Below are 25875 nucleotides of genomic sequence, written 5' to 3'. Positions count from 1 at the left end.
ACGATGAGCGTAATAAAAAAGATAAGAACGGCGCTGCGGCAGTTTGATGCGAAGCGTCGCAATAATTCGGTGGCTCTAGAGGCTGCATTTTTAAAGCTGATAGGTGGCCGTAAAGGGCGCCAGCAGCAAATGCTTAAACCGCAAGAGGTGAACCGAGTACTCATTGTGCGAAATAACAAGCGCATTGGTAACATGTTTTTCTTGCTGCCTTACGTAAATAAAGTGATAGAAATGTATCCCGATGCGGAAGTGGAGCTATTACTTACCGATCCTTGGCAAGGCCAAGTTTTCGAGAATTTAGGCTTAAGTAAAATTCATTATTCGCAATTTGGTTTAAAAACTATTTCGGGCTTTTTCGCTACTATGCGCCAATTGCGTAAACAAGTTTATGATGTGGTGTTAATACCTTACAGCGGTTCGAGCGATCGCATAGTCACAGCATTAGTGACGGCCAAAAATGTTTATGGGTACGATGATAAAGTTAACGGTGCCGTTTGTAGTCATACTTTCAAGCAAACGCGCCGCTATAAACACTATGCTTTAGGTTGTATGGAGCTTCTAGAGCAATTACATCAGGTGGAGCCTAGTGATTATTATGCTCGTTTGGTGTTAAGTGAGTTTGAACAACAGCACGCTCGTAACGAGCTAAATGGGTTGATAGGCCATAATAATAAACCCTGCCTAGCTTATTTTAGAGGTGCTCGGGGAGCCAAAGTCATTGCTGATAAAGATTGGCAGATCTTGTTAGACAAGTTCAAAAAGCATTATGGCGGAGAGCTAAACGTTATAGAAATTCTGAGCCCTGATGTTGCCAAGCCATTAGTAGACGCGGAGTTCACATACTCAAATAGTGATTTGCGAAAGCTTGCTGCGTTTTTGCAGCAAGTACCCTTGTTTTTCTGTGGTGACACCGGCCCGTTGCACTTAGCAAGCTCTGCTGGCGCTTATTGTGTAGGTTTGTTTACCGTGACCAATGTGGCGCAATATGGCTGCTTAGGGGAACATGCGGTCAACGTGACCGATCTAGCGGCTATAGATGCAGCTAAATTGTTGGAAGAACTTAAACTTCAGTAAGTTTACTTTTTGTAATGGCTGTCGTTTTCTCGTGCCCATAAATCGGCGTACTTAACAAAGGTTGAATGCGCCGACAGTATTGCAATTAAAAAGCCCGCCTTACCATCTAAAAAGCCTCGCTTGAGCAAATACATTTTTGCAAAGCAACCTATAGCGTGTGTTATGCCTTGCCCCAATGTTGCGCGTTTGCCTTTGGCCTCTCGTTGATCGGCCCAAGCTTTGGCATAACCAGCCGATTTTACTAAATAATGATGTATTGAGTCATAAGTGTAATGCAGTAAGTCGCCAGATAGATGTTTAACTTTGCTTTCTTCTGGAATAACGAGTTTTTCGTGCACTAAAGCATCGTTGTATTGGGTTAGTTGAGTAGGGTGAAGCCTTAGTACTTTATCGGGATACCAGCCGCTATGAGACAAAAATCGGCCAAATACCCAGGAGCGTCGGGCGACACTGTAGATGGTTTTGTTATCGCTCTTTAAAGCCTTTTGTATCGAACTTGCTAACTCTGGTGTGACCCGCTCATCGGCATCTATCCAGAAACACCAATCAGTGCTGACTTTTTGTTGGGCTAGCTGGCGCTGGTTGCCAAAACCTTGCCAATCGACATTTTGGTGAAACTCAGCACCAAGCTGTTCTGCAATCTCTTGACTGTTGTCGGTACTGCCAGAGTCAAAGACAATCACTGTGTCTGCCCAAGTTAATGAGTTAATACAGTCTTTAAGGTTTAGCGACTCGTTTTTAGCGATAATGATAGCTGTTACTGTGGCTTGTTGATTCATTTCGCTCATAATTGCTGCTCTATTTTAATCGTTTCAAACATCTCGATTACGCAATCGAGTGTAATATGTTGCATGGCATTTGGGTCTTTCACTCTGCTGCGCCAACTAAGCTGAGCTGCGGGTTTGCCTTGTTCTTTTTCAATCAGTGTTTGCCATACGCTCACCACGTAATCTCGATAATGATAAGGACCAGTGCGTTGCGGGTTGTGGTGAGCATATAGTCCTAGAACGGGAGTATTTACCGCTACCGCCATATGAGCTGGGCCAGTATCTGGCGATATTAGCAGATCTGCTTGGGCAATGAGTGCCCAAAGCTGGCTTAAGTTGGTTTTTCCACAAAGGTTGTTCAGTTTACCTTGGCAGGCTTGGTTAACTTGCTCACTTAACGCCATTTCATTGCTAGCCGGGCTGCCGATTAAACTCACTTGGTAGCCCTGCTCAAGCGCGTATTGGGCGATGCCTACATAACCTTGCAGAGTCCAGTTTTTATAGGCTTTGCTAGCTGCCGGGCAGATCACGATATGTTTACTGGAACTGCCCAGCAACAGTTTTGCGGTATCTTGGTCTGCTTCTGAGAGTGGCACGTGCCAACTTGGGGCTTGAATATCTATTTCTAGTGGCAATAAAAATTGTAGAAAGCCATCTAATACATGAGCCGAAATAGCCGGAGCAATTTTCTCGTTAGTAAATAGCCATTGGCCATCTTTAGCGCGGCTTTTGTCAAAACCAATTTTACGTTTTGCGCGAATGCAGCAACTTAACAAGCTGGCGCGCAGTGCTGCTTGCATGTGCAGCAATACATCAAATTGCTGGCTTTTAAGCTCACGTTTAATGGCGAGCATGCCTTTTAAGCCATCTTTTTTGTTGTATACAACTAGTTTTATATTGCTGAAGGCAGCCAATAACTGTGCTTCAGCTTTGCCACATACCCAGGTGACATCGGCATTTGGGTAACTGTTTTGAAGTTGCTGAACAACAGCCAAAGCATTACAGACGTCGCCGATGGCTGATAGGCGTAAAATACAGACTTTTAAGGTGGTTTGCTGCTTGGTCATTTTGGCAAAAGTGGCGGATTTTCTTAAGTATTATGCTTTTTGCAGCTTGCGTTGTAAAATTGCTGAGATTTGTTTCACAAGCGATAACTATGCAGATTGAAAAACAGAAAACCGCTGACGGCTGGCTATTTTATAATCCGGCAGTGTGGCAGCAGGTAAGTGATGCTTATTTTGAGCCCCGACATTGGCAACAAAATAGAGCTGTGGTAGGCCAAGCGATGGGCCGAGGTAAAACCCTGTTTTTTCGTTTTGAACATCGAGAATTTGTATTACGCCATTATCATCGTGGTGGCTTAGTCGCTAAATTGAGCAATGACCGCTACTTGTATTCAAGCCTACAGCGCAGTCGAGTATGGAAAGAGTTCTCGCTGTTGATGAAATTGCAAACCTTGGAGCTTCCTGCACCTGTGCCGATTGCTGGCAGGGTTAAACGCAAAGGCTTGAGCTTCCAGGCTGATTTAATTTTAGAGCGCATAAGTGGCGCTAAAGATCTTGCTAAGTTGCTTAGCGAGCGTCGATTACCTTTAGATCTATGGCAAAAAATTGCCGAGACGATTGCGCAGTTTCATCGGGCTGGGGTTTATCATGCCGACCTCAACTTACGTAACATCATGGTTGATGACCAACAGCGGGTTTGGTTGATTGATTTTGATAACGGCCGCATTTGTCGACCGAGAAAGAAATGGCAGCAAGCTAACCTTGCTCGATTCTACCGCTCCTTAGAAAAAGAACAGGCGAAGCCTGGTTATTGCCATTGGCTAGAGTCTGACTGGCAGTATTTTGTTGCTTGTTATCAACAAGCCCTTTAGTTCAGCAGAGCAGCTAGGCTACGCGCTAAAGCGCCTTGGTTCTGCTTTACAATAGACAAGCCAGCGTCCCCCGCTTTGTTGCGCTCTTCAGCATCGCTTAACCATGCTTTAAGCCAATTAGCCAGTTGTTCGGTGTCAGCGCTAAGTTTAAGTGCGCCGCAGGCTTGTAGCTGTTGGCTGATATCTGAGAAGTTAAAGTCATGTTCGCCAGCAACGCAGGGTAATCTTAGCGCTGCTGCTTCTAAATAATTATGTCCGCCAATGGGCACTAAAGAACCACCGATGAAAGCGGCATCTGAGCATGCATACATCAGCAGCATCTCGCCCATGGTATCGGCTAAATACACTGCATCTTTTGCGCTGGGGCTTTGTTGTTGGCTGCGACGAGCGCAATCAAAGCCGCTGTTAGCAATTAATTCGGCCACTTGGTCGAAACGCTCAGGGTGTCGGGGGACTAATATTAGTAAGCTGTCGGGAAGCTGCTTACGAACCTGTTGCATCACCTCAAGCACTTTCTCGTCTTCGCCTTTGTGGGTGCTGGCGGCAATCCATATTAAGCGCTCACCAAACAAACTAGGCCGAAGTTGTTCTGCTTGTTGCTGTATGTTTTTGGTATCGGGTAGATCGTATTTTATGGAGCCTGTTACCACCAAGTTGGCTGCTGTAACTCCCAATTGATTAAAGCGCTGTGCATCATCTTGGTGTTGCGCCAATACTTGCCCCAATTGACCATACAAGCGTTGACTAAAGCCTTTAAATCGCAAATAGCGTTGGCAAGAACGTTGTGACATACGAGCATTGATAAGCGATACCGCAATGTTTTGGCTTTGGCAAAGCTGCAGCCAATTTGGCCACAGTTCGGTTTCCATAATCCATAGCTGCTTGGGTTTATGTAAATGCAAAAACCAGCGAATACACGGCCATAAATCAAAGGGCGCATAGCGATGAATGACTAAATCCGCCAGTTTTGATTGCGCTTGCTCAGCACCTGTAGCGGTAGTGGTGGTCAGCAATATATTGCATTGTGGTTGCTGCTGCTTTAATTGAGTAATTAAAGGAATGGCCGCCAATACTTCACCAACTGATACAGCATGGAACCATACATCAACTGCTGATACTTTTTTACTCACTCCAAAGTGTTCTGGCCAGCGCTCACCTACCGAAGGTTTTCCAGCTCTTGGCCAGTACAGTTTGTACATTGCTAAGGGCAAGACTAAAAGTAGCAAGATGTTATAAAAAATACGCATGGTTATTTAGTTACTTTTATTTTCTTCTATTAGGTCATCTATGCTTAAACCTTGTTCTTCTAGGTAGGCATCAACCTGTTCTTGGTAGCTAATTAGATAAGAGTACTTATTGCTGTCGTGGCTAGCGACAAGGTTTACTACAAGGAAATAAGCTGCAACTAAGATTGTTAGCTTTGCTAATTTTTCTGGTTTTTTATTTTGCCAGTATTCGGCGTAATAAAGCACCGGAAGCAAGGCAAAAGCAAAGGCAATAATTAGGTGCCAATAAGAGAAAATAATCGGCGATAACATTGCCGAGATAATAATGCCTAAGAATGCAGAAAATGCGTAATGCATTAGCCATTCAGATGAGGCTAAATTTAATGCTTGTCTGCTTCGCCAATGCGGTTTGACAATCTTCCAAGCTTTTTTGTTAACTACCCAAGCACATATAACGGTAATACCACCTACCGTAAAGAGTATTGCTTGCCATATATAATCAACAACCATTCTTAGCCACTCTATATCGGTGAGCCAATGAAAATTAGCATCAACAATAATGCGATTGGTAAACAAGAAAGAGCTATAGCGTAGCCAATACAAGGCGGCTTTGAGTACCGGGTAAACATTTACCGCACCCCAGCCAATATATCGTTCGCTATCTTGGCCTTGAATTGAGGAGTTCTGTAATACTTCCATGAAATAGGGGACTAAACTGGCCAATACGGCTAAGCCACCGGCAATTAAACCCCACCAACTTACTTTAATGATACCCCGATAATATAGGTAGGCTGACATCACGGCTAAAATTGGCCATGAGTAATGAATTTGCATGGCTAAGCCAATAGCTACAACATGCAAAAAGCTAGAAATAAAACTGCTTTTTTCTCTCATATTGAATGCTGTCCAGCAATGCAGGGCAGCAAAAAAACATAAATAAGCGGGGTTGTAAATGATGCTGTCGAATAGGAACCATGGGCTTAACAGGTATAGCACGGCGAAGCTAATTCTCACTACAGGGCTAAAGCATTGCTTAATAACATGGTCGAAAAGAAAGAATGACATTAAACGAATAAAGGGTAACAACAACATAGGTGACCAAGGAGAGTCCCAAACGAGTAAAGGTAAACCAACCAATAAAGTGGACAATGAACCAGGTACATTACCCACTACACTGGCTGCATTGCCATAGCTTAACCACGTTCCATGATAGGCGCCCAAGTAGCCTTTTAATAGCATTTGAGTTTGATCACCGGTGAGGATTTGGTTGCTAGCGTATACGAGTAATAAAGCAACAGAGCTAACAAAGATAGACCAGTAAATTAGTGTGAAATGTTTTTCAATTTGTTGGTTTAAAGACACAATTGAGCTCTGTAGGTTAGTTAAGGTTTATGGGTTTCTGCTTGGGAGTATGTCCAGCAGCGATGGATAACAAAGGTAACAAGAGGTAGTAAAACAATCACTACCGCAACTTTAATGATATTCGAAAAATCGTTAAGTAAAGATGATAATAAGATAGATAAGCACAAGGCTGAAGTCTGCACCACAAAAAAGCGCAAGGCATTGTTTAATGAAGGCTGGTTTTGAAATACCCAACAAGTCTGTAATAGGTAGGAGAAAACAAATGCTAAGCTAAAACCAACAAAGTTAGCCAAAGCAAAAGCTTGCGGCCAGTACTGTAAAACCGCCAAAGCCAAAACAAAGTGAATCGTTGTAGCAATAACCCCAGTAAGACCATATCGCGCGATGCGAAGACTAAATAGCTTAGCTATTAAGTGAGCCATGTTTAGTTGTCTTCTTCGACAATGTAGATAGGTCGGCGTTTTGACTCCATAAATAAACGGCCAATATACTCGCCTAACACACCTAAACCGATTAGTTGTACCCCACCTAAAAATAGCATTATTGTTATTAACGATGCGTAACCAGGGGCATCGATACCAAATAGTAGTGTCTTAATGACAATAGCACTGCCATAAATAAACGCTAAGGTAGAAATAGCTAAGCCAATGTACAACCAGATTCGCAACGGAGCAGTGCTAAAGCTGGTAATGCCTTCTAGGGCGAAATTCCACAGCTTCCAGCCATTAAAACTGGTTTCACCCGCGATTCGAGGGTCTCGTTTGTATTCTACAGTTTTCGTTTTAAAACCAACCCATGAAAACATACCCTTCATAAAACGTTGGTTTTCGGGCATTTGTTGAATGGCAGACACAACTCTGCGAGTCATTAGCCGGTAATCACCGACATTTTCCGGAATTTTCACATGAGATATTTTATTGTGAAATTTGTAGAACAATTCAGCACTGAGCTTTTTGGCGAAACTGTCACTGGTTCTATCAACACGTTTAGCTACAACAACATCGTAGCCATTGTTCCACTCCCGAATGAAGTCATGAATAAGCTCGGGTGGATCTTGTAGATCAACATCAATGGGAACAATCACTTGGCCTTTAGATAAATCTATCCCTGCGGTAAGTGCTGCTTCCTTACCAAAATTGCGGGCGAGATTAATGACTCTTATTCCAGCGTGTTGTTTTTGCAAATCTTTGAGTGCGGCTAAGGTGTTATCGCGACTGCCGTCGTTTATAAAAATAATTTCGAAACTAAGCTCGGTTTTTTCAAGTTCTGGCAGCATGGTATCGATGAATAAACCCACTGTATCTTGCTCGTTAAAGCAAGGGCAAACTATTGATATAACCGGAGGCTTTGTGCTCATAGGGAGTCTCGACAACGTTAAATAAAGTAAGTGTAGTTAAGTCAATAAATCAGCAATAGACGAAATTGCGCGCTCTGGTGCTAGTTCAGTTAAGCATTTTAAGTGGCCGAACTGACAAGTCTTTTTAAAACACGGGCGACAATCGATATCAGTATGCAAGATGGCGGTGTTTTCGCTTAACGGCGGCGTGTATTTTGGAGAAGATGAACCATAAATAGCGATCAACGGTAACTCTAGCGCTGCCGCGATGTGCATTAAACCTGAGTCATTACTTACCGCCAAAGTAGCTAGTGCCATTAAATCGATGGCTTCTGCCAATTTAGTTTTTCCTGCAAGGTTGTGGCAGTACTGTTGCAACTCTTGTGGGACGTGGCTAATGATTTGCGCTCCCACGGCTTGATCTTTATCTGAGCCAAAAATCCATACTTGACCTTTGCGCTCGCTAATCCAGTGGGCTGCCACTTGTGCGTAATGTTGCTCTGGCCAGCGCTTTGCTGGGCCAAATTCTGCGCCAGGGCACAAGGCTAATATAGGATGCAGTGTGTCTAACGCTAGCTGAGCCAAGGCCTCTTGCTGGTTCTCTTGGTTGGCTTGTAGCTGAGGGTGCAGATAAGTTGGCAGATCAGCTGCTGATTGCATTGACGCTTTAGGATGAGCCAAGGAAACGTAACGCTCCACCATTAGCGGGAAGTCGTGTTTGTTGCTGCGCAAATCGTTCAGCAGGCCGTAGCGGCTCTCCCCTTTCCAACCGGTACGTTGCTTAATGCCGGCAAACCAAGGAATTAATGCTGATTTTAAAGAATTGGGTTGGGTAATAGCCCAATCATAGTGGTTTTGTTTTAGCTCTCGGGCTAGCTTCCAACGGGTGGTAAGCTGTAAATCACCGTGCCCTAAGGGCATGCGCAATGCATTGTCTACTTCGGGCATCCGCTCTAGCATTGGGCGGCACCAATCTGGCGCTAGTACATCCAATTGCGCCTTTGGGTGCAGTTGTTTAAGGGTTTTGTACAAGCTTTGCGACATCACCATGTCGCCTACCCAAGATGGGCCTACCACCAGAATCTTCATTCATAACCTACGTTAAAAAGGGGCTTGTCGCCCCTTGAGTATTTTTGTTACTTGTTTAGCCAGGCCATGTATTCAGCGACCCCTTGAGCAACATCTTTAAATGGTTCTGCGTAACCGGCTGCACGTAGCTTGTCGATATTTGCTTGGGTAAAGCTTTGATAGCGACCTTTTAGGTGATCTGGGAATGGAATGTACTCAATTTCACCTTTTTGGTGATAGTTGATTACCGCTTCAGCCACCGCACGGAAAGGTTCTGCTTGGCCTGTACCTAGGTTGAAAATACCGCTTTGGTCTGGGTTTTTCCAGAACCATAGATTTACTTTTACAACATCGCCCACGTATACAAAATCGCGGCTTTGTCCGCCGTTACCATAGCCGTCATAACCTTCAAATAATTTAGGGTTTTGCCCATCATTTACTTGGTTATTTAGGTGGAAAGCCACACTGGCCATGCTGCCTTTGTGTTGCTCGCGAGGACCATATACGTTGAAGTAGCGAAAGCCCACAACTTGAGAGTCAATTTCGGGTAACAAACGGCGCACGTAATTATCAAACTGCAGCTTTGAATAACCGTATACGTTAAGTGGGCCTTCGTATTGCTTCTCTTCTTTGAAAATTTCTGTGTCACCATAAGTGGCGGCAGATGAGGCATATAAGAACGGAATGCGACGATCTAAGCAGTAATGCAATAGCTCTTTCGAGTACTCGTAGTTGTTTTCCATCATGTACTTGCCGTCCCACTCAGTGGTGGCTGAGCAAGCGCCTTCATGGAAAATGGCTTCAATTTTTTGGCCGTATTCAGCACCAATATCTTCGCCAGAAACAATACGGGCTATGAAGTCGTCTTTATCGAGGTAGTCAGCGATTTCTAGATCAACCAAATTGACGAATTTGGTGCCGTCTTTGAGGTCGTCAACCACAATGATGTCATTATGGCCTTGTTCGTTGAGACTTTTTACAATGTTTGCGCCAATAAAGCCTGCGCCACCCGTTACGATAATCATAATACTGCCATTCCAAAAATTGCCGTTAATCTGAGGATTTTATGCTGTGGCGAGGGGAATAGCAATTGTGCCTCCAGTTGAATCTAGTTAATAAAAACTGGATTTTGGCAGCGTTTGCAGGTATCAACGTAATATCATTGAGAACTTTTTAGCCAAATGAAAACTAAAGACAAAATAATTCATACTTCTCTCAAACTCTTCAACGAGCGCGGCGAAAGACAAATCACTACCAATCATATCGCCGCCGAGCTGGGCATTAGCCCCGGGAATCTTTACTACCATTTCAGTAACAAACAAGAAATTATCCGCAGCATTTTCGATTTATACGTGGCTCAGTTAGAAAGCAGCTTTCGTCCTCATGCTGACCAGCGTTTAAGCCTAGAACACTTAACGCAGTACCTTGATGCCAGCTTTGAGCTAATGTGGCGTTTTCGTTTTATGTACGCCAACTTGCTAGAACTGTTGGCGCGAGATGCTGAACTAGAACAGAAATACCAAGCCTTGCAGCTAGAACTGGCTAATTGGAGCCGAGATATTCTCTTTCAGTTACGCGAGAGTCGCTTTCTAAGTGGTGATGATGCAACAATGGCTGAGTTAGCCGACAGCGTTAAGTTTATTATTGGTGCTTGGATTGGCTACCAAAGTGCTCAACTAAAAGGTGGCGAAATCACCAAACCTCGGTTGTATCAAGGGGTGCTTAAAATCTTGTTTACCTTGCGCCCATACTTTACTGATGAGTCTCAAAACATCTATCAAGATTTGCATCAACATTACGTAAAATGTGCTGAACGCAGTGAATAGTTTTTAATTTAGATTTAAGGCTGTATTTGCCAAATAAAACACTATAATTCAGCTATTATTCTGGATTTAAATAGGGTTTGCCATGACAGCAGCTTTCTCAGCACACATTTCTCAGCTCTTACAACAAGTAAAAGATGACGGTTTATATAAGCATGAGCGAGTAATCAACTCCCAGCAGCAAGCCGCTATCGCTGTTGAACAAGGCCAAGTTGTTAACTTTTGTGCTAACAATTACTTGGGCTTAGCCAATTCTCCTGCTCTTATTGAGGCAGCCAAATCGGGTTTAGATAGCCACGGCTTTGGTGCTGCTTCGGTGCGTTTTATTTGTGGTACTCAAGATATTCACAAACGCTTAGAGCAAGGCTTGAGTGAGTTTCTGGGTATGGAAGATACGATTTTGTATTCTTCTTGCTTTGATGCCAACGCTGGGCTTTTTGAAACCTTATTGGGTCCAGAGGATGCGATTATCTCTGATGCACTAAACCATGCTTCGATTATTGATGGTGTTCGTTTGTGCAAAGCAAAGCGTTTTCGTTATGCCAATAACGACTTAGCAGAGCTGGAGCAATGCTTAAAAGCCGCCGATGAAGCGGGAGTGCGTTTTAAGCTGATTGCCACCGATGGCGTGTTCTCGATGGACGGCGTGATTGCCAACTTGCCAGGAATTTGTGATTTAGCTGATAAGTATGATGCCATGGTGATGGTTGACGATTCTCACGCCGTTGGCTTTGTAGGTGAACATGGACGAGGCTCTCACGAATATCATCAAGTGATGGAGCGAGTAGACATTATTACTGGCACCTTAGGTAAAGCCATGGGCGGTGCTTCTGGTGGTTTTACTTCAGCCAAAAAAGAAGTGATTGATTGGTTGCGTCAACGTTCGCGTCCTTACCTCTTCTCTAACTCGCTGGCGCCGGCCATTGTTAGTGCGTCTCTTAAAGTATTGGAATTACTCGCTGAAGGAGATGCTCTGCGTAAACAGCTGTGGGATAACGTCGAATACTTCAGAACTGAGATGAGCCAAGCGGGCTTTACCTTAGCTGGTGCCGACCATGCCATCATTCCTGTGATGTTAGGTGACGCTAAACTGGCAAGCACTTTTGCCGACAAATTACTTGAGCGCGGCATTTACGTGATTGGCTTTTCTTTCCCTGTAGTACCTAAAGGCCAAGCAAGGATCCGTACGCAAATTTCAGCTGCGCATACACGCGAGCAACTAGAAAATGCTGTTTCAGCCTTCACAGAAGTCGGTAAAGAGCTGGGGGTGATTGAATGAGTATTAAAGCCTTAGCAAAGTTAAAAACAGAGCCTGGAATTTGGATGACCCAGGTTGAGATGCCTAAGCTCGGTCACAATGACCTTCTGATTAAAATAAACAAAACCGCTATTTGTGGTACCGATGTGCATATTTATAACTGGGATGAGTGGTCACAAAAGACTATTCCAGTGCCAATGGTGATAGGCCATGAATATGCGGGAGAAGTTGTAGATATTGGCCAAGAAGTGCGTGGTTTTTCTGTGGGTGATAGAGTCTCTGGCGAAGGACACATTACTTGTGGCCATTGCCGCAACTGCCGGGGCGGTCGTACTCATTTGTGCCGCAATACCGTTGGAGTTGGCGTAAATCGTACTGGCTGTTTTTCTGAATACTTGGTTATTCCTGCAGTTAACGCTTTTAAACTACCCGACGAGATTAGTGACGACTTAGCTGCTATTTTCGACCCTTTTGGTAACGCAGTTCACAGTGCCTTGTCGTTTGATTTAGTGGGTGAGGATGTATTGATTACCGGTGCCGGCCCTATTGGTGTAATGGCTGCGGCTATTTGTAAGCACATTGGTGCGCGCCATGTGGTGGTAACTGATGTAAATGACTACCGCTTGGACCTAGCCCAAAAAATGGGAGCAACTCGGGTAGTTAATGTTGCCAAGCATTCGTTGAAAGATACCATGAACGAACTCAACATGACCGAAGGCTTTGATGTAGGCCTAGAAATGTCAGGTGTGCCAAGCGCTTTTAGCTCTATGTTAGAGCTGATGAACCATGGTGGTAAGGTTGCTATGTTGGGTATTCCACCTAGCGACATGGGCATTGATTGGAGCCAAGTTATTTTTAAAGGCTTGGTGATTAAAGGAATCTATGGCCGAGAGATGTTTGAAACATGGTATAAAATGGCATCTTTGGTACAATCTGGCCTCGATCTAAGTCCAATTATTACCCACCACTATAGTGTTGACGATTTTCAGCAAGGTTTTGATGCGATGCGCTCAGGACAAAGTGGCAAAGTTATTTTGGATTGGAGCTAAATGCCTAAATGTTTACAAAAGTGACAACTAACTTGACTGTTCCTTAGAGGTAAGTGACAAATATCATATCGACAGTTTGTTGTACTCTTTGCTAAGGTGGTTCAGGCATTAACTTAGGTAAATATACAGTGTTGCAGTTGTAGTTTTTAAGCGCACTCCACATATAGGTTGTAAAAAGGAATTTCCCTTTGTTTTCAAAAATTAGTCACTTAAGGCGCTATATTCTGGCGGGATGCCTTGCTTTAATTAGTTTTGGCGGGGTAGCGCAAGTATCCCTGTACCTACCGCTAAATCAAAATCGGATTATAGAATCTGATATAGAAAAACTAATCACTATCACATCAGCCCCAGGTATGAAGCGCCCTTACCCAGTTACTCAAGTTAGGCATTATGCGGAGATGATTACTGAGGTTTATCCTGCTCTGTATAAGCGTATTGATAGCTATTTAAAGCGTTATGAGCAAAACCTTGCTTTAACCGATGTAAACTTAGAGTTATCTGTAGGCAATGGTGAACAGAGTATCGCCAATGCACGAGGGCAAAAAGTTGAGGACAATATTCAAGGTAGCTTGAGAGGGCACTGGAGAGCAACTGATTGGGCCGCATTGTCCTTAGGCGCTCATTACACCCAAGCTAATCAGCTCAACCCCACTGAAACATTTTTTGCTTTAGGTTTTGATTGGATGCAACTAGATGTAGGGATGCGTGAGCATTGGTATTCGCCTTTTAATGACTCATCGATGTTGATGAGTACACATGCACAAGTATCCCCTTCTATCACTCTTAGTAACTCTAAACCGCTAACATCTTGGCGTTTTCAATACGAAATTTTTTACAGCAAGTTAGAAGAAGTCGATTGTATTAACGTAAAAGGGGAGTGCCGTAAAGACCGCCCTGAATTGATTAGTTATCAAATTACTGCGATGCCTGTTGATTGGTGGCAGATTGGCTTTAGCCGCAATTTTCAATATGGTGGTGATGGTGTAAATAGGTCTTTTGGTGATATTCTCGAAGCTATTTTTTGTCCGACATGTGTACAACGCAATAAAGCTGGGGATGACGCTTGGGGTAACCAACAGATGGCGATTCATAGTCGTTTTAATGTCGATGTTGGTCAACCAATGAGCATTTATTTCGAGTATGGCGGTGAAGATATTGCTATTGGTCGAGATAATCGTTTAGGTAATATTACTTTTGGCGCAGGGGTTTACTTACCTTTGCTCACCGAGCAGTCATCCTTACGTCTAGAATGGAATAGCTGGCAATCTCAGTGGTATAACCATTGGATGTATCGAAATGGTTTTACCAATAATGGAAATGTGATGGGGCATTGGGGGGGCGGTAACCGAAAAGATATAACTGAAGCTCCAGGCGCACACGCTTTTTCATTTCAGTATCAATATACATTAAGTAACCAAGAGCAGTTGTTTTCTACTCTTCGCTTTATCAAGAATGAAGAGCACTACTCAGACTATAGCCTTGGTTACGAGTTAGACATGATGTATGGGTTTAAGCTATTTGGTCAAAATGTAACAGCTGGGTTTTTAGCTGGACGTGATACTTCTAAAGACTCTTATGGACGATTGTATGCACAATATCACTTATAAAATAGTACTTGCAGTACTCTTAAGCACCACATTCACTGTTAATGCCAAGCCCTTGTCGATTAAAGATACCCAATTTGTTCCGAGCGTTCATGTTGGCTTAGGGGTGCATAAAATTGGCGATCACCGAGGTTACGAAAACTTTGCTGCGGGTGACGTAGCTGTTGAGTATCACGGTATTCTTTCAGACAAATTTGAGTTAGGTTTTGGTGGTGGCTTTGTCGGCGATCTTACTGACTTCGAAGCACAGAACTCTTATTGGTATATTAAAGCCGTTGATGCGCGCTACCGATTTTATGAGCAATTCCACATAGGTGCTTTTGCAGGTGGTTCATACAGTAACCGATTTAATAAAGCTTATGGCATGTTATTAGGTGGGTATATTCGCTACGACTTATCTGACACATGGTCACTCAGCGCTGAATATCGCGAGACTTCAAATGATACCGACAACAACTTAGGTTACCCAGAAGGTGAGTTCAATATTCGAGACTATGACTTGTTGCAGCTGCGTTTGTCGTACAATTTTTAGTTTACTATGTTAGAACGGCTAAACGCCGAGCTTTAGGTCAGTGTTTAGTCTTTAGTTTGTTATAGTTTTCATGTGGTGGGCAACTTAACTTCCTCACTTGAACCGCTCGATTGTTACTCTATAGGATAATGTGTGGCTAATTTAGCTAAAGTTTCAACGGCTACCTTGTTAGCTGAAACTGCGAGAATTGCGTACTTTTTTACCAAGCCATTTTTTAAAAAGAAAATTTGGTTGTTATGTGAAACAGAAACTCAGGCTCAAGAAAATGGTTACGAGTTATTTCGTTGGATAAAAAGCAATGCGCCATCTATCGAAGCCTATTATGTGATTCGAGATGATTCGCCTTCTATTAACAAGTTTCAATCGAATGAAGAGTGGCTCGCACTCGACTCGTGGAAGCAATATTTCTATATGTATCACGCCGAAGCTATTATCTCGACTCATGGCCTTTGGATGATTCCTGATGAGTTAGGCATCTTGAAAAAGCTGACTCGAAAAACCTTAAAAGCTAAGCGAGTGATGCTTAATCATGGGGTTGGGTTTCTAAAAAATGGCAAGCAGTTTTATCACAAGACCGTATTTCCGCTTAACTCTCAAATTATGGCTTTATCACCGAAGCATAAAGCTATTTTTACTGAAGAATACGGATATGAAGATAGCGAGGTGGTAATTGCTGGCTATCCTCGCTTTGATGGCATGACTGATTTGAGCGCAGAGGCTAAATGGCCTAATTTGATCGTTTATATGCCAACATTCAGGGATGATGAACAGAATTTAGGCGATGCTTTTCAAGAAACACAACTGTTTAAGCAAACCAAAGCTTTATTACAAAGTGACAGTTTTAAGCAGCACCTAGAAGACAATGATGCCCATATTGCCATCTATCTTCATCAAAACATTCAGCAAAATTCCAAGTATTTAGACCAATTCTCTTCTGCTCGGATTCATATTCTTAGGCAAGGTCAGTATTCTGTGACTGAGCTGTTAAGGATGGGTAAGTTATTGATAACTGACTATTCAAGCGTGTTTTTTGACTTTGTTTATATGAATAAGCCGTTTATTTCTTATCAGTTTGATTATGAGAAGTTTATTGGGGCTAGGAAAAACAAAGCGTTTATCGATATACGACGTGACCTTCCTGGTTACGTGGCAGATACGCCAGCAGAGTTAGAAGAGAAAATTAGAATGGTGTTTGCTAACCAGTTTGTTCCTCAAGATGACCACCTGTTAAAAATAAAAGAATATTTTAGTTTTCAGGACCAAAAAAACTGTGAACGTGTGTTTAATGCGATTAACCAGCGCGACTAGTCTCGCTGGTTAATCTTAGCTTTGCTCTTTATACATGTTTTCTAATACTTTTCTTAAGATTGAGCTTGATGTGTGCTCTGTATAAGAAAAGTAAACAATTTCCACGCCTATTTCTTTGAAAGAGGTTTCGAGTTTTGTCCACTTTTCTGTGCCTTTCCAATCATCACCAACAAACATTCTATCGAACTTTAAGTTGTTCCACGCTTCCATTTTGTCGTAGTTTACTTGTGGGGCAACTTCATCAACAAACTTAATCGACTCAACGATTTTTAGTCGCTCTTGAAATGGAATAATGGGTTTCTTACCTTTTGCTTGTATCGACAGTTCGTCAGTAGTTACGCCAACGATAAGATAGTCACATTCTAGCTTAGCGCGTTGTAATACATTGAGGTGACCAATATGGAACATATCGAACACACCTGTGGTGTAACCAATCTTTTTCATGCTTCACTCTGCTTATTAAAAGAAACTGTTTAAGTTTTTAGTGCTCATTCTGAGGCTTAAGGAGTTCTTGTGCGATATAATACAACGATTAATTAAAGTTTGCGCTATTAGAGAAGGTTAACTACTTGCTTAAGGATAATACGTTTGGCCGTTTACTCAAATGGAGAGAGCGACTCAGCTTTTTCATTGGAAAATGGTTATTTGATAAACCAATAGCGAAATTAGAAGCAGCTCGTTCCATTCAAAGCATTTTGGTAGTGCGAGGTGATGGCAAGATCGGTGATAGCGTTGTGTCATCTTTTCTATATCGAGAGTTAAAGAGCAACAATCAACATTTAAGCATCGGCGTGCTTTGCACACCAAACTCTCGGCATTTGTTCGACGCAGATCCACATATCGATAAGGTTCACTGTTATCCCAAACGTGCTAAGTTGTGGCAGGTCCGTAGCTTGCTCTCTGAATTGCCAGACTATGATGCGGTTGTTTTTTTAGCAGAGGTATTTAAACCCCGAGATTTCTTGATGTTACGTTGCTTAAATGCAAAAGCGTATGTTGGTGTAGCGGATAACGTGGCACTAATAAATTGTAATATAGCAAGCAAGGTAGCTGGTCAGCATAGCCAGCAATATTTTGTTGAAGCCGCAAAGAGCTTAGGTTTTGCCGTGAATGACTTTAGCTATCATTTTAATCTACCCGACGTAATCAACGAGCAAGTGCTTTCGTTTTTGGGTGACAAACAAGATCATTATATAGCGATCAATGCATTTGGTAACACTTCTAAGCGTTCATTTTCGGAAGCAAGGTTGAGGGAAGTTCTGTTAGCGCTTAAGGTTCGCTTCTCTTATCCTATTGTGGCTTTGGCTTCCCCTGTTACTCAAAAACTAGTTAGTAGCATCTCTGCTTCCATTGATGGGGTATTTTGTTTAGATGGAACAGAGTCAATCGAACAGAATGCTGCACTCATCAAACATAGTAAGTTGTTTATTAGTGTAGATACAGCCACAGTGCACCTCGCGCATTGTTTTAAAACCCCGATGGTAGCTATTTACCGTCAAGACCCAGCTAACTTTGCTATGTGGTCACCTAATTATCAGCCTACAAAGGCTATATTTACTCGAGCAGCGAAAACCCGTTCTGAGGAAGTGAGTATCGAGGAGTTTGATCTCGATGAGCTGCTGGATGCAGCAGCTAAGCTTTTGCATAATTAACTCAAGGTTTGTAGATGAAAATATTTGTAATTAGTTTATCCCGTTCTACAGGACGTAGAGATCTAATCACTAGGGAGCTGGCTAAGACGGAATTGGATTTTGAGTTCTTTGATGCGGTCGATGGCGTTAAAGGAGAGCACCCGCTATTTCAAAAATATGACGAAGCAAGAGCTAAGTGGCAGGGCGGTGCTGGCCTTAATGCTGGTGAGTTAGGTTGCTTTGCTAGTCATTATTTGATGTGGCAAAAGTGCATCGAGCTTGATGAGCCCATATTTGTTTTCGAAGATGATGTGCTTATTCCCGATAATTTTTACGAGGTGTTTACCTTGCTAGATGAGGTTTTACCTCGTTATGAATACATTAAACTGGGCCGTGGTCGATTACGGTCTTTGTGGCCTGTTGGTGAATTTGTAGAGGAAGAGCCGCTTGGACCTCTGCAGATAGTAAAATATATGCGACAAACTGATTGTGCTCATGCGTATGCGCTTACTCCCTCCGCCGCTAAACGTTTCGTAAAAAATGCCAGCTCTTGGATACATCCGGTGGATGATTACATGGATAAAGAGCAGCTGAGTGAGGTCTTACAATTTGGAGTTGAACCACGCTATGTGTTTCAGCGTGGTGAAGACTCAGATATCAAGCAAACAATAGATGAGAATACGAAGAAAAAAAAGCTGAGCACTATCAAACGTATTCGTCGAGAATATTATAGATATAGAGACAAATATGCCTGCAATTGGATTAACTATTGCTATTGGTTTAAGCATAAAACAGGTTTGTTTAAATAGAGAATTTAAGTCTTAGTTTATTAGCTAAGTAGCGGAGTATTTTTGAAGAAATATTGGATTGAGCGTGGTGGTTATGCGAAAGCTAGTGCCAAACAACAAATAGCGCGAGTAGATTTTAATAAAGTAGAACGTATCGCTATCATTCGCTATGCCGCTTTAGGCGATTTAATTCTGGTAAGGGCTTTTATTGTTGAAGCGAAGCGCCTTTTTCCAAACGCGAAAATTGTGTTGTCGGTGTTATCTCACTACAAAATTGGTATGCCCGATGATCTTGTTGATGAGATCCACGTTGTAGAAACGGCACGAGAAAAGAAACTGAGCCTATTAAAAACGCGGAAAGATATTCAAGGTTTAGGTCAATTCGATTTTGTTTTTGATCTTTCGTGTACCGCCCGTTCTCGAGCATTTCTAATGTTTGCGCAATGTCGGTTCAAAGTAGGCTTTCCTTATAGTGTTATTGAGCAACGGGTGTTTCATGACTTTTGTGTTTTCCGCAGTGACCTTAGTACAGAGTTAAATTGTTGTATTGACCAGCTCAGAGTCTTTGGTCATAAACCCTTAGCTACTCCTGATTTTGCTTTGGAGGTTAACGAAGTGCCTAGGTTGGGCGCCAAGCAGGCCAAGATAGGTTGGTTTGTGGGGGCGTCTACGGTAAAAAAACAGTTCGACCGTGCAACCTGTCTCGCGTCAATTAAACTGGTTAATCAGCGTTACCCAGATGCCGAGATCATTTTTTATGAGGGTGTCGGTAAAGAAGAGAAAGCGGACTTTTTGAGCTCAGAAGGTATTAAAAACCTGCGAGTAGTGGAAGCTGGTTCATTAGAGTCGCTGCGTAAAGAGCTAGTGAACCTTGATGTGCTTGTTTCACCAGATACTGGAGTTAGAAACTTAGCCATTACTACGCACACACCCACTTTGGGTATTTTTATGTGTACGCCAGTCCATCGCTATTGGCCACAGATAAACGGCTTACATCAAGTCGTTTATCAGCTTGATGGAGAACACCCTTCGGCTGAGTTGATTGTAGATGGTTTGATAGACCATCTACAAGAGCTAGCTAAGTAAGCTTCAGTTGTTCTTATTTATGGCTTTTCGGTAGGTATAGTTCCCTCTTATTTTGCGCCACAAGCCAAACTTAGTGGTGCTGGGGAACATTACAATTCGGCGAATTTGCTGTAAATCTTGGTGTAGGCCTATTGGACCGGAATCCGTGGCTACTGTATAAGCATAGCCAGCTTGTTTAGCTAAATGCTTTGTCTGCTGGCTATGATTGCCATAGGGGTACGCAAAGGTAGTGAGCTCACGTCCTAGTAAGCTCTCTAAGTCTTTTTTGTTTTGCTCTATTTGGTGCTGTTGCTCAGGCTCGCTAAGTTCCGCGAGTTTGGGGTGATTCAAGGTGTGACCACCAATCTCTACAAATCCACTTCGGTCTATGTCGCGCATAGTTTCTGGGCTCATCAACTCAAAGCGTTGATCTGGTTTTGTGGGGTGGCTTGCGTCCCATTGGTTATGGTCGGTGCCACTTACCGCATAAATTACTGCTTTAAATTGGTATTTTTTGAGTAAGGGTAATAGCAGGTCATAATTGTCTTGGTAGCCATCATCAAAGGTGAGAATGATATAGCGTTTTCCGTGATCGAAGCGATGTTCCAATCCTATTTTAGCTAACTCTTTGAAAGTAATTGGAGTCAACCCCATAGCTTTAATAGTTTGAAAATGCTCTTCTAAGCGCTCTTCTGTAACGTAAGTGCCATACACCCCGTGTTGGCTGTCATCATTTATTACCCGGTGATACATGATGATAGGTATTTCACGCTTTTTGGTGTAAACATAGGCACTTTGGTAAACGTTTAATAGCTTCTTACATACTTCATCTAAATCGTATTCAGCTTTAATATTTGTAACTAATTCGTCGCTAACACTGGCACTAACTATTGCTTGCTTAAGCTGGTTTGCGACTGATTCATAATCTATATCAAGTTCCGTTTTACCTTCTAACGCAATATCGCCAAAGTTACTCTCAAGTGCTGTAGGTAGGTTATCCAAGTTGATTAATCCAAGAGCTTTAGCCTCACCCACCGCAAACACCGGCTTTTGGCACAACAAGGCTTCCATGGCTACCCGCCCGGCACCAATAACTAGATCCGCTTGGCTAATTGTCGAGCGTATGTTGTCGCTGTATCCGCAAAATTCTACCTTATCTTCAAACTCTGCAAAGCGTGGCTCCACTTTACTACCGCTAATCACTTTTACTTGGTTGGCATCTAAATCAATGCATTGTTTAAGCAATTGATAAACAAGCTCGCCTTTGGGGCCGGTTAATCGCCCGATAATTTGGATAAGGGGTTTATCGTTATTGGCAGCAGGGAGCGGAGAAAATTGTTGGCTATCAACGCCATTGCGAACCACACTTACTTGTTCGTTAGGCACCCCTAAGTCACGAATAATTTGCTGAGCGATGTTTTCACATACTGCGACAGCATGATAACCCAGGGCGTGAAACTTTTTACGTGAACGGTGCACTGGTTGGCGACCATGCACACTGGTAACCATTGGTGTATTAGTTAGCTTACAGGCGATATAAGAAGACCACCCAGAAGCACGGCTATGTGCATGTACCAGTTGAATTTTATATCGAAGAATTAGATAGATAAGATACAATACGTGCCATACTCTGCGAGGAAGACTACGTTTGTTAAAGCGCAAGCTAAAGTGCTGGCCTTTATGCGGACAACTTAAGGTATCTGATACGTAAAATACTTGATGACCCCGTTGAGTGAGTCGATCGCCAACTTGGGTAGCGTAGACTTCGGCTCCGGTCACTTCGAGTTGTGATAGAGCCATCAAAATATTCATAAATATGATAGACCTTGCTGCAATTTGGTAACATATTCTACAGAAGTGACTTGGCTACGCCTAGTGATAGTATCAAGGTCGATAAAGGCTTAATAATTGGTGATAAATGTGAAGGGTGGCCGTTTATTTTTGTGAGTAATTCATTAATAAGAGTCTATTCACTGAATCAGGTGATTAAGCCAATTTTGTTGCTGGTGTTGCTTAGTTTAGCGCTATTGTCGTTAAATGCAGAGGCACGCACCGCTCGGGTGCTAATGCTTAACTCTTATCCTGCAGGTTTACAGTGGGATGCCAGCTTTGACAGAGGTTTGCGTCAACAAGTGGGTAATCGTTCAGTGTGGTTATTTAATCACCGAATAGAGCCAAGCCCTTCGCAAGACCCTAGTTATCGTTTAGCCCAGTTCGATCTCCTAAATGAAATTATTCTTTATTACCAATTCGACTTAGTGGTGACTGTGGGGGAGCAAGCCCTACACACTGCTTTAGCCCTGCAAGACGAAGCGATACTTCAAGCGCCAATTGTGGCTGCTGGAGCCGACCTGTCGGCTTATATGGGACCTAGGGAGCGGCGTATAACGGGGATTCACGAGCAGCTGCCAATGCGTGAAAATCTGTTGCTGATCCGTCAACTAATTCCAGATTTAGAAGCCATTTACTTACTGGTAGATGATAGTGAAGCTAGCAATGAAATCACCAAAGAGTTTGTACAGCTGGCTGAGCAATTTGCTATTCCTTATACCCTTTGGCAGGACCAAGACTATGAAGAGGTAAAAGCAAAAACCTCGCTGCTAAGTGCCAAGCAAGCAGTATTGTTGGGGGCTCTACAGCAATCGCAAATTGGTAATACCCAGCTTACAGAGCAAGCTGTTCAGTCTTTATCTATGGTGTCTAGAGCACCAATTTATAGCCTATGGCAGCATGCGATAGGTAATGGTGCGGTGGGTGGTTTTGTTAGTTTGCCGCAACCATTGGGTCAGGCACTTGGTGACACTGTGTTACAAGTGCTGCAAGGCACTGATGTACGCGACATTGCCATTAGTGCCCGTGGACCTCAAACCTATTTGTTTGATAATAAGCAGCTAGTTCGCTGGAAAGTACCGCGCGGTAACTTGGCTGAGAATAGTCATTTTCTTAATCAGCAAGCTTATAAAACCTTGCCACAGCGTTATCAAGGCGCCTTGTTAGTGGGCATTACTTTGTTACTTGCTAGTTTGGCTATTTACGGAGTTTGGCGAGCTTTAACCCGCACCCAACGAGAGTTAGCGGAGCATGAACAAAATCTTCAGTCAGTATTTACTTTTACCGAGCAAGCCAGCGCTCTGTTAGACGAAAATGGTCACGTACAGTTGTTAAACCAAGCTTTGATGGAGTTACTCGGCGAGCGAGCAAATTACATCGTGGGTAATTCCTTGCTTGATAGCCATGTCTGGCAACATCAAGTGCCTTTAAAACAACAGCTGCGAGATGCCATTGCTAAAAGTTTAGCCGGTGAAAAAGTCAGATTTCAAGCGGAGCTAAACCTTGAGAACCGTAATGTACTTTATGATTTTGCGCTAACTCCACAAAGCGCCACCAACGGTATTGTTGAACAGGTATTGCTCGAGCTGCGAGATTTAGAGTTAATTCAGTTAGAACATCGGCAGCTTAAACAAAGTGAGCAACACTATCGTTTGTTGTTTGAGCAAAGCCCTGCATTGTTAATGTTGGTGAACCGTTTAGGGGTAATTGTTTGCTGTAATCAAGTGGCTGCTAAACACCTTGGCATGTCTAAAAAACAACTGGAGCTATCTCAGCTTCGCAGTTTGTATGCCGAGCAGTCTCAGCAAGTGTCCTTGTTAGAGTATCTTGAAGGGATTGGCAGTAATAAAGTTACCCGACAGATCGCCTATAACAATGGTGATAATAAGCAGCTTTGGTTTAAAGAATCTTTTGTGCGAATGGCAGAAGAAGATTTATTCATGTTGGTGTGTGAAGACATTACTGCTACCCGTAGCTTGGCAGAAGAGCTTGATTTTCATGCCAATTTTGACCTACTCACAGGCATTTATAATCGAGGATTCTTCGAGCGACGTTTAGAGCTGTTACTTAACTCTTCGCTATCTGGTGAGCAACAACACGCTTTGCTCTTTATCGATTTAGCCCAGTTTAAAGTGATTAACGATACCTTTGGTCATGGTTCGGGCGATCAGGCCTTGAAGCAAGTCGCCGGAGTATTGGAACAAATGATCCCAGAGTCTGCCGTGGTGGCACGTTTGGGCAGTGATGAGTTTGCCATTTTACTTGAAGATAGCTCGCAACAAGGCAGCTTAGATTTCGCTAACTTGGTGATTGACCGACTAAACGATACTCATTACGTTCGTGATGAGCGGATGTTCAGCTTTGGTTGTAGCATCGGTGTAACCCTATTCCAGCAGCAGCAAGGCTCTTCTCAAGAGGTGTTGGCACAAGCGGATAACGCATGTTTCACTGCAAAATCTTTAGGCCGTAGCCGCGTTTATTTGTATCAAATGGACGACCAGATGTTGCTTGAGCGCCAAGGGCAGATGGAATGGGTAACCCGTATTCAAAAAGCGCTGCGTGAAGAAAGATTCTTATTGTACGCGCAAGCTATTGTGCCGGTTAAACCGAGTGAGAATGATTACCTCCACTACGAAGTTCTATTAAGAATGATCGACGAAGAAGGCCGAGTTGTGCCTCCTGGGGCGTTTTTACCCGCGGCAGAAAACTACAACCTCGCCGATCAAATTGACCGAGTTGTCATTCAAAAAACATTGCAGTGGCTATCGGAAAACCCCGGGCATTTAACCCGTCTTAATATGTGCTCAATGAACCTCTCTGGGCAGTCTTTAGGCAGCGCAGAGTTTGTTGCTTGGCTGCTGCAAACGCTGGAAGATAGTGCACTGCCAATGAACAAGCTCTGTTTCGAGACCACTGAAACAGTAGCCATTGCTAATTTGGATGTTGCCACCGAGTTCTTTAACAAGGTGCGTAAATTAGGCTGTAAAATTGCGCTTGATGATTTTGGCTCTGGTTTATCATCTTTTGGCTATTTGAAAAACTTGCCCATCGATTACCTCAAAATCGATGGTATTTTCATTCGTGATTTAGAAAACGACCATATGGATGCCGCCATTGTAAAAAGCATTAATCAGATGTCTCATGTGATGGGTAAGAAGACCATTGCAGAGTTTGTTGAGAATGAGGCTATCAACAAGGTGCTGGCCGACATCGGAGTCGATTTTGCGCAGGGTTATCATTTTGGCAAGCCCGTTCCTATTGAGATGTTGGTCCTGAACTAAGCATCATCTGTTAAACTTGTTTTATTTCTTTATGGAGCCCTGCTTTGGACAGCCAGCAGCCACGTTTGTATTGTGAGCAATCCGCCGACACTGACTACGCCAATAGCTTAATAGAGCGCTTTGCTATGCAGCGATGTGAACAGCTGCCAGAAACCGGGTTTAGCTTGGTGCTAGATGGTGAGAGCTTAGCCTTACGCTACTGCGATGAGGCTAAATTGGGCGACGTTAAAGTCGACTTTCTAGCGGGCCGCGTTGCCCATCGCCGTCAATATGGTGGTGCGGAAGCGGTGAGTAAAGCGGTTGGCGTTAAAAAAGGTCAACGCCCCAGTGTTATAGATGGCACGGCGGGTTTAGGCAGAGATGCTTTTGTATTAGCCAACTTGGGTTGTGAGGTCACCATGTTAGAGCGCTCCCCCTGGGTGGCAGCCTTACTTGATGATGGATTACGACGTGCTAAAGCAGACGCCGATATTGGCTCTTGGGTTACAGAGCGAATGCGCTTGATATACGCAAGCAGTATTGATGATCTTACTCATCAGCAATTACAGGCCGACGTGGTTTATTTAGACCCCATGTATCCTCACCGGAAAAAATCTGCACAAGTTAAAAAAGAGATGCGAGTTTTTCAGCTACTGGTAGGTGCCGACTTAGATGCAGACTTGTTGTTGGAGCAAGCTTTGAAAGTTGCACAAAAACGGGTAGTGGTAAAAAGGCCCAGCTATGCAGAACCTCTAGCAGGTAAAGTTGCCCATAATCATTTAAGCACTAAAACCCACCGCTTCGATATTTATTCACTGATTTAGTCGCTTGCTCACTGACCGTGGCTTTGTCGCGCTGATAAGTACCAAAGCCGCTTAAATAATCGTTTTATCCCTTGATATTGCTCAATTTTTTGCAGGCAATTAGCTGCTTTTTTCAACTTGAAATAATCGAGAAGAAATAGCAATTATTTATTAAAAACAGTTGCTTAGGCTTGGCATGTAATCAAATGAAACGA

The 25875-nt window shown here is 43.2% G+C and carries 23 protein-coding genes; 13 read left to right on the top strand and 10 right to left on the bottom strand.

The features are described 5' to 3' along the window. Positions 1-3 precede the first annotated feature (3 nt). Positions 4-1074: a glycosyltransferase family 9 protein gene (locus ACYFDN_RS14455; RefSeq protein WP_483511688.1), complete on the top strand. Its 1071-nt coding sequence runs from the start codon at positions 4-6 to the stop codon at positions 1072-1074. A gap of 2 nt (positions 1075-1076) precedes the next feature. On the opposite strand, the gene ACYFDN_RS14450 is transcribed toward ACYFDN_RS14455, so the two are convergent. Beyond that, positions 1077-1862 (bottom strand): glycosyltransferase family 2 protein, encoded by a 786-nt coding sequence (locus tag ACYFDN_RS14450; protein ID WP_338622666.1) that lies wholly within the window; start codon positions 1860-1862, stop codon positions 1077-1079. Further along, a complete protein-coding gene (locus tag ACYFDN_RS14445; RefSeq protein ID WP_483511687.1) occupies positions 1859-2908 on the bottom strand; it encodes a glycosyltransferase family 9 protein in 1050 nt (349 codons plus the stop codon). The genes ACYFDN_RS14450 and ACYFDN_RS14445 overlap by 4 nt, the downstream gene beginning before the upstream one ends. 89 nt (positions 2909-2997) lie before the next feature. On the opposite strand from ACYFDN_RS14445, the gene ACYFDN_RS14440 reads away from it, so the two are divergent. Then, the gene (locus ACYFDN_RS14440; RefSeq protein ID WP_483511686.1) at positions 2998-3717 is read left to right on the top strand and encodes a 3-deoxy-D-manno-octulosonic acid kinase; all 720 of its coding nucleotides are present in this window, start codon (positions 2998-3000) and stop codon (positions 3715-3717) included. On the opposite strand, the gene waaA is transcribed toward ACYFDN_RS14440, so the two are convergent. From waaA to rfaD, 6 genes are read right to left on the bottom strand one after another with little or no spacing between them, the layout of a single operon-like run. Next, positions 3714-4964, bottom strand: coding sequence for a lipid IV(A) 3-deoxy-D-manno-octulosonic acid transferase (gene waaA, locus ACYFDN_RS14435; RefSeq protein ID WP_483511685.1), 1251 nt, complete (start codon positions 4962-4964; stop codon positions 3714-3716). The two genes, ACYFDN_RS14440 and waaA, sit on opposite strands and share 4 nt — an antisense overlap. Positions 4965-4970: 6 nt before the next feature. Then, positions 4971-6305, bottom strand: coding sequence for a 3-deoxy-D-manno-octulosonic acid transferase (locus tag ACYFDN_RS14430; protein WP_483511684.1), 1335 nt, complete (start codon positions 6303-6305; stop codon positions 4971-4973). Between the two features lie 20 nt (positions 6306-6325). Then, entirely contained in the window at positions 6326-6727 is a 402-nt protein-coding gene (locus ACYFDN_RS14425; protein ID WP_152785316.1) for a GtrA family protein, read from the bottom strand. 2 nt (positions 6728-6729) lie between these two features. After that, on the bottom strand, positions 6730-7662 hold the full coding sequence (locus tag ACYFDN_RS14420; protein WP_483511682.1) for a glycosyltransferase family 2 protein: 933 nt from the start codon (positions 7660-7662) through the stop codon (positions 6730-6732). A 36-nt stretch (positions 7663-7698) separates the two neighbouring features. Further along, positions 7699-8730, bottom strand: coding sequence for a lipopolysaccharide heptosyltransferase II (gene waaF / locus ACYFDN_RS14415; RefSeq protein WP_483511681.1), 1032 nt, complete (start codon positions 8728-8730; stop codon positions 7699-7701). Positions 8731-8777: 47 nt separating this feature from the next. Then, positions 8778-9734, bottom strand: coding sequence for an ADP-glyceromanno-heptose 6-epimerase (gene rfaD, locus ACYFDN_RS14410; protein WP_016400135.1), 957 nt, complete (start codon positions 9732-9734; stop codon positions 8778-8780). 156 nt (positions 9735-9890) lie between these two features. On the opposite strand from rfaD, the gene ACYFDN_RS14405 reads away from it, so the two are divergent. From ACYFDN_RS14405 to ACYFDN_RS14380, 6 genes are all read left to right on the top strand, one after another. Beyond that, the gene (locus ACYFDN_RS14405) at positions 9891-10535 is read left to right on the top strand and encodes a TetR/AcrR family transcriptional regulator (protein WP_016400134.1); all 645 of its coding nucleotides are present in this window, start codon (positions 9891-9893) and stop codon (positions 10533-10535) included. Between the two features lie 82 nt (positions 10536-10617). After that, complete coding sequence (locus tag ACYFDN_RS14400) at positions 10618-11811, top strand: glycine C-acetyltransferase (protein ID WP_483511679.1); 1194 nt, start codon at positions 10618-10620, stop codon at positions 11809-11811. Between the two features lie 2 nt (positions 11812-11813). Continuing rightward, positions 11814-12839, top strand: coding sequence for an L-threonine 3-dehydrogenase (gene tdh / locus ACYFDN_RS14395; protein ID WP_483511790.1), 1026 nt, complete (start codon positions 11814-11816; stop codon positions 12837-12839). Between the two features lie 188 nt (positions 12840-13027). Further along, positions 13028-14446, top strand: a complete 1419-nt coding sequence (locus ACYFDN_RS14390) for a capsule assembly Wzi family protein (protein ID WP_483511678.1) — start codon at positions 13028-13030, stop codon at positions 14444-14446. Beyond that, positions 14427-14975 carry a hypothetical protein gene (locus ACYFDN_RS14385; protein WP_483511677.1) on the top strand — a complete coding sequence of 183 codons (549 nt, stop codon included), beginning with the start codon at positions 14427-14429 and terminating at the stop codon, positions 14973-14975. Before ACYFDN_RS14390 ends, ACYFDN_RS14385 begins: the two co-directional genes overlap by 20 nt. A gap of 132 nt (positions 14976-15107) precedes the next feature. Continuing rightward, positions 15108-16283, top strand: coding sequence for a CDP-glycerol glycerophosphotransferase family protein (locus ACYFDN_RS14380; protein ID WP_483511676.1), 1176 nt, complete (start codon positions 15108-15110; stop codon positions 16281-16283). Between the two features lie 15 nt (positions 16284-16298). Here the strand turns inward: ACYFDN_RS14380 and ACYFDN_RS14375 are convergent, their stop codons facing one another. Continuing rightward, on the bottom strand, positions 16299-16727 hold the full coding sequence (locus tag ACYFDN_RS14375) for an FAD synthase family protein (protein WP_016400128.1): 429 nt from the start codon (positions 16725-16727) through the stop codon (positions 16299-16301). Between the two features lie 125 nt (positions 16728-16852). On the opposite strand from ACYFDN_RS14375, the gene ACYFDN_RS14370 reads away from it, so the two are divergent. From ACYFDN_RS14370 to ACYFDN_RS14360, 3 genes are read left to right on the top strand one after another with little or no spacing between them, the layout of a single operon-like run. Next, entirely contained in the window at positions 16853-17935 is a 1083-nt protein-coding gene (locus ACYFDN_RS14370; RefSeq protein ID WP_483511675.1) for a glycosyltransferase family 9 protein, read from the top strand. A 14-nt stretch (positions 17936-17949) separates the two neighbouring features. Continuing rightward, on the top strand, positions 17950-18723 hold the full coding sequence (locus ACYFDN_RS14365) for a glycosyltransferase family 25 protein (protein ID WP_483511674.1): 774 nt from the start codon (positions 17950-17952) through the stop codon (positions 18721-18723). A 42-nt stretch (positions 18724-18765) separates the two neighbouring features. Continuing rightward, positions 18766-19788, top strand: coding sequence for a glycosyltransferase family 9 protein (locus ACYFDN_RS14360; protein WP_338622634.1), 1023 nt, complete (start codon positions 18766-18768; stop codon positions 19786-19788). A 3-nt stretch (positions 19789-19791) separates the two neighbouring features. Here the strand turns inward: ACYFDN_RS14360 and ACYFDN_RS14355 are convergent, their stop codons facing one another. Continuing rightward, positions 19792-21579, bottom strand: a complete 1788-nt coding sequence (locus tag ACYFDN_RS14355; protein ID WP_483511673.1) for a bifunctional glycosyltransferase family 4 protein/polysaccharide deacetylase — start codon at positions 21577-21579, stop codon at positions 19792-19794. A 131-nt stretch (positions 21580-21710) separates the two neighbouring features. Here ACYFDN_RS14355 and ACYFDN_RS14350 point away from each other — a divergent pair, with 131 nt between their 5' ends. Together ACYFDN_RS14350 and ACYFDN_RS14345 are read left to right on the top strand one after the other, a co-directional pair. Beyond that, positions 21711-24878 carry an ABC transporter substrate binding protein gene (locus tag ACYFDN_RS14350; protein ID WP_483511672.1) on the top strand — a complete coding sequence of 1056 codons (3168 nt, stop codon included), beginning with the start codon at positions 21711-21713 and terminating at the stop codon, positions 24876-24878. Between the two features lie 125 nt (positions 24879-25003). Further along, the gene (locus ACYFDN_RS14345; RefSeq protein WP_483511788.1) at positions 25004-25681 is read left to right on the top strand and encodes a class I SAM-dependent methyltransferase; all 678 of its coding nucleotides are present in this window, start codon (positions 25004-25006) and stop codon (positions 25679-25681) included. Positions 25682-25875 lie beyond the last annotated feature (194 nt).

Source organism: Agarivorans sp. D1326, assembly GCF_056958115.1.
This window is presented reverse-complemented; position numbering and strand designations above follow the sequence as displayed.